The sequence below is a fragment of the Arthrobacter sp. CAL618 genome (assembly GCF_000468215.1).
In the GTDB taxonomy this organism is placed as follows: Bacteria; Actinomycetota; Actinomycetes; order Actinomycetales; family Micrococcaceae; genus Arthrobacter_D.
Window position 1 is genome coordinate 18,319 of sequence record NZ_ASZW01000105.1, and the last position, 2,794, is coordinate 21,112.

Below are 2,794 nucleotides of genomic sequence, written 5' to 3' on the forward strand. Positions count from 1 at the left end.
TCGGTGCGGCCGCCGCTACCTACCTGCTCGGGCTGCTGTTCGGCGTCGGGCTGCTGTAAGGGCCAGTAGCTGCTGACCTCAGGGTTTGGTCACGTAGTTTTCGAGCTTGATGAGGGTTTTTTCCATGGCAACCGGGTTCTTCCGCAGGAACCCCATCGGCCGCAGCACAATCTTCCCAGTCACCGAACGCGCATCCCACTGCTCGGTGACCAGGGTGCCGCCGTCACGCGGTTCGAGGACGTAGCTCCAGGTGGCCTTGGTGAAGTGGCGCCAGGTAATCCGGCGGCCTTCCTCGAACTCGGTCACCTTGTTGAGGATCTTGTACTTCGCGCCGATCCGCATGTCCATGCCGAACTTGGCGCCCTCGTACAGCCGCTGCGGTCCACCTGGCTGTTCGCCCTGGACGGTGTCGGAGCCGTCAATCACGCTGTGCAGCGCCGGGGTCGCCAGGACCTCGAAAATGTCGCTGGCCGGGGCGTTGATGAATCGTTCACGGGTAATCAGGTAGGAACTCATGCCCCTATTCTGCCTTGCTGGCCTGGGTGGCTGGTTCAGGGTCCGCGGCGATCGACGTCGCAAGAGGGGCCTCCTTCACGAAGAACAGCAGGATCGCGGCGATGATTCCGAGCGGCGCCATGTAGAGGAAGAGTGGTGTGAGTGCGTCGTTGTAGGAATCGATCACCGCGTTCCTCGCGGCCTCCGGGAGCGTGTAGACCAGTTCGGGGGTGAGCGAGTTGACCCCACCCTCGGTGCTGACCGCCCCGCCGGGAAGCCGCTCGGTCAGCAGGTCAGCGACCCGTGTCGTGAAGAGACTACCGACGATGGCCGACCCCAGGGTGGCCCCGATCTGACGGAAGTAGTTGTTCGAGGCGGTAGCCGTCCCGACCATCCGGTTTGGGAAGGTGTTCTGCACAATCAGCACCAGGATCTGCATGCTGAGGCCCAGCCCGGCGCCAAGCAACCCGAGGTACGTGCAGATTACCCAGAGCTCGGTGGCGGGTTGGATGGTCGAGAGCAGGAAGAGTGCGACGGCGACCAGCAGTGACCCGGCGATCGGCATCCACTTGTAGCGGCCGGTCCGGCTGACAAGCAGCCCCGATCCGGTGGAAGTGACCAGCAGCGCCCCCATCATCGGGATCATCAGCAGGCCAGCGTTGGTGGCACTTGCTCCGGTGACCATCTGCAGGTAGGTCGGCATGTAGCCGACGGCGCCGAACATGGTGACGCCGATCAGCAGGCCGCCAGCGGTGGTGAGGTTGAAGTTGCGTTCCCGGAAGAGGTGCATCGGAAGGATCGGCTCGTCCGCACGGCGTTCGACCAGGACAAAAGCTGCGCTGGTGACCACCGCAGCAGCGATCAGGCCCAGGATCGTCAACGAGGTCCAGTCGTACCGGGTGCCGCCCCAGGTGCCCACCAGCACAATCGAGGTGGTGGCAAGGGCCAGGAGGACCATGCCTGCGACGTCGGGCTTTGACCGCTTCCTCTCCTTGCCGGGAAGGTGCAGGAAGAAGACGACAACGAGGATCGCGAGGATGCCCAACGGCATGTTGATCCAGAACATCCAACGCCAGCCCGGACCTTCAGTGAAGAATCCGCCAAGCAGGGGCCCAGCTACCGAGGCGAACGCGAAGACCCCGCCCATGGCGCCCATATATTTGCCGCGTTCGCGGGCGGGAACGACGTCGGCGATGATCGCCTGGGAGAGGATCATCAGCCCACCGCCACCGACGCCCTGGATGGCCCGGCCGGTAATCAACCACGGCATGTCGGGGGCAAGCCCGCCGACGATTGAGCCAGCCATGAAGATGCTGATCGCGATGAGCAGCAGGTTCTTGCGGCCCATCAGGTCACCGAGTTTGCCGTAGATCGGCATCACGATGGTGGCGGTCAGGATGTAGGCGGTGATCACCCAGAGCATCTGGTCCACCCCGTTGAGCTCGCCCACAATGGTGGGAAGCGCGGTACTGAGGATCATCTGGCTGAGGGCTGCCAGCAGCATTGAGAGCATCAGGCCGATGAACAACAGGAGCATGCCGGTGGGCTTCTCGACAACGACAGCTGGAGCGGTTTTGGTTGTGGTACTCATTGAATTTCCGGGAGGACCTCTCTGAGGAGTGCGTTGGCGGTACTGAGAGCCGCGAACTGGTTGTCTAGTGTGGGGGCGTGTGCAGATTCCTGCATCGCGTAACGCATGGGGGCTCCGGCGATCAGCACGATCATCCGGGAAATGTCTTCGGCCCGGTGGCGCCGGGCGACGTCGGCCCACTTGGCTGAGGCGGTGATGCCTTCGGTGAGGACGTCACGGACCAGCTGTTCCACCTTCAGGAAGTAGCCGAAGCGGCGCTGGCGCAACTGGGGGAACCGCCGCACCACCTCCATCCGGAGGCTGTCGCCGTCGGCGCCACCCTCAGTGGAATGCACCACCTGCACGAGGAGCCGGGAAACCTGGTCGAGGAGGTCCGCGTCGACGTCGAAGGCCGCCAGCCAGGAGTCGTGGATGGAGGGGTCCTGGAGGCCGAGGATGGCGTCCTCTTTGGTGCCGAAGTAGTTGAAGAAGGTGCGGGCCGAGACGTTGGCCTGGGCAGCAATCGCCTCGGTGGTGACGCGGTCCGGGCCGTTTTCGAGGGTGAGCCTGGCCGCGGCATCATGCAGCGCAGCCCAGGTCTCTGTCCTCTTTCGGTCCCGCAAGGAAATTAGTTGACTCACCAAACTATTGTGGCACTGGACAACCTTTTACACAACTGCAAAATTGCGGCTCTGCACAATTCGTCCGTCGGGTTGCCGTTAAACGCCG

3 protein-coding genes are annotated in these 2,794 nt (G+C 63.3%); all 3 read right to left on the reverse strand.

What is annotated here, in order from left to right:
- Positions 1 to 78: 78 nt before the first annotated feature.
- From K728_RS0106850 to K728_RS0106860, 3 genes are read right to left on the reverse strand one after another with little or no spacing between them, the layout of a single operon-like run.
- Positions 79 to 516 carry an SRPBCC family protein gene (locus tag K728_RS0106850; RefSeq protein WP_019483857.1) on the reverse strand — a complete coding sequence of 146 codons (438 nt, stop codon included), beginning with the start codon at positions 514 to 516 and terminating at the stop codon, positions 79 to 81.
- Positions 517 to 520: 4 nt separating this feature from the next.
- Positions 521 to 2,086 carry an MDR family MFS transporter gene (locus K728_RS0106855; RefSeq protein ID WP_019483856.1) on the reverse strand — a complete coding sequence of 522 codons (1,566 nt, stop codon included), beginning with the start codon at positions 2,084 to 2,086 and terminating at the stop codon, positions 521 to 523.
- On the reverse strand, positions 2,083 to 2,706 hold the full coding sequence (locus K728_RS0106860) for a TetR/AcrR family transcriptional regulator (protein WP_162148034.1): 624 nt from the start codon (positions 2,704 to 2,706) through the stop codon (positions 2,083 to 2,085). Before K728_RS0106860 ends, K728_RS0106855 begins: the two co-directional genes overlap by 4 nt.
- Between the last annotated feature and the right edge of the window lie 88 nt (positions 2,707 to 2,794).

Bases quoted from the DNA above. Each gene is read 5' to 3' on its own strand.
- K728_RS0106850 (WP_019483857.1), bottom strand. From the start codon at position 516: ATGAGTTCCTACCTGATTACCCGTGAACGATTCATCAACGCCCCGGCC.
- K728_RS0106855 (WP_019483856.1), bottom strand. From the start codon at position 2,086: ATGAGTACCACAACCAAAACCGCTCCAGCTGTCGTTGTCGAGAAGCCC.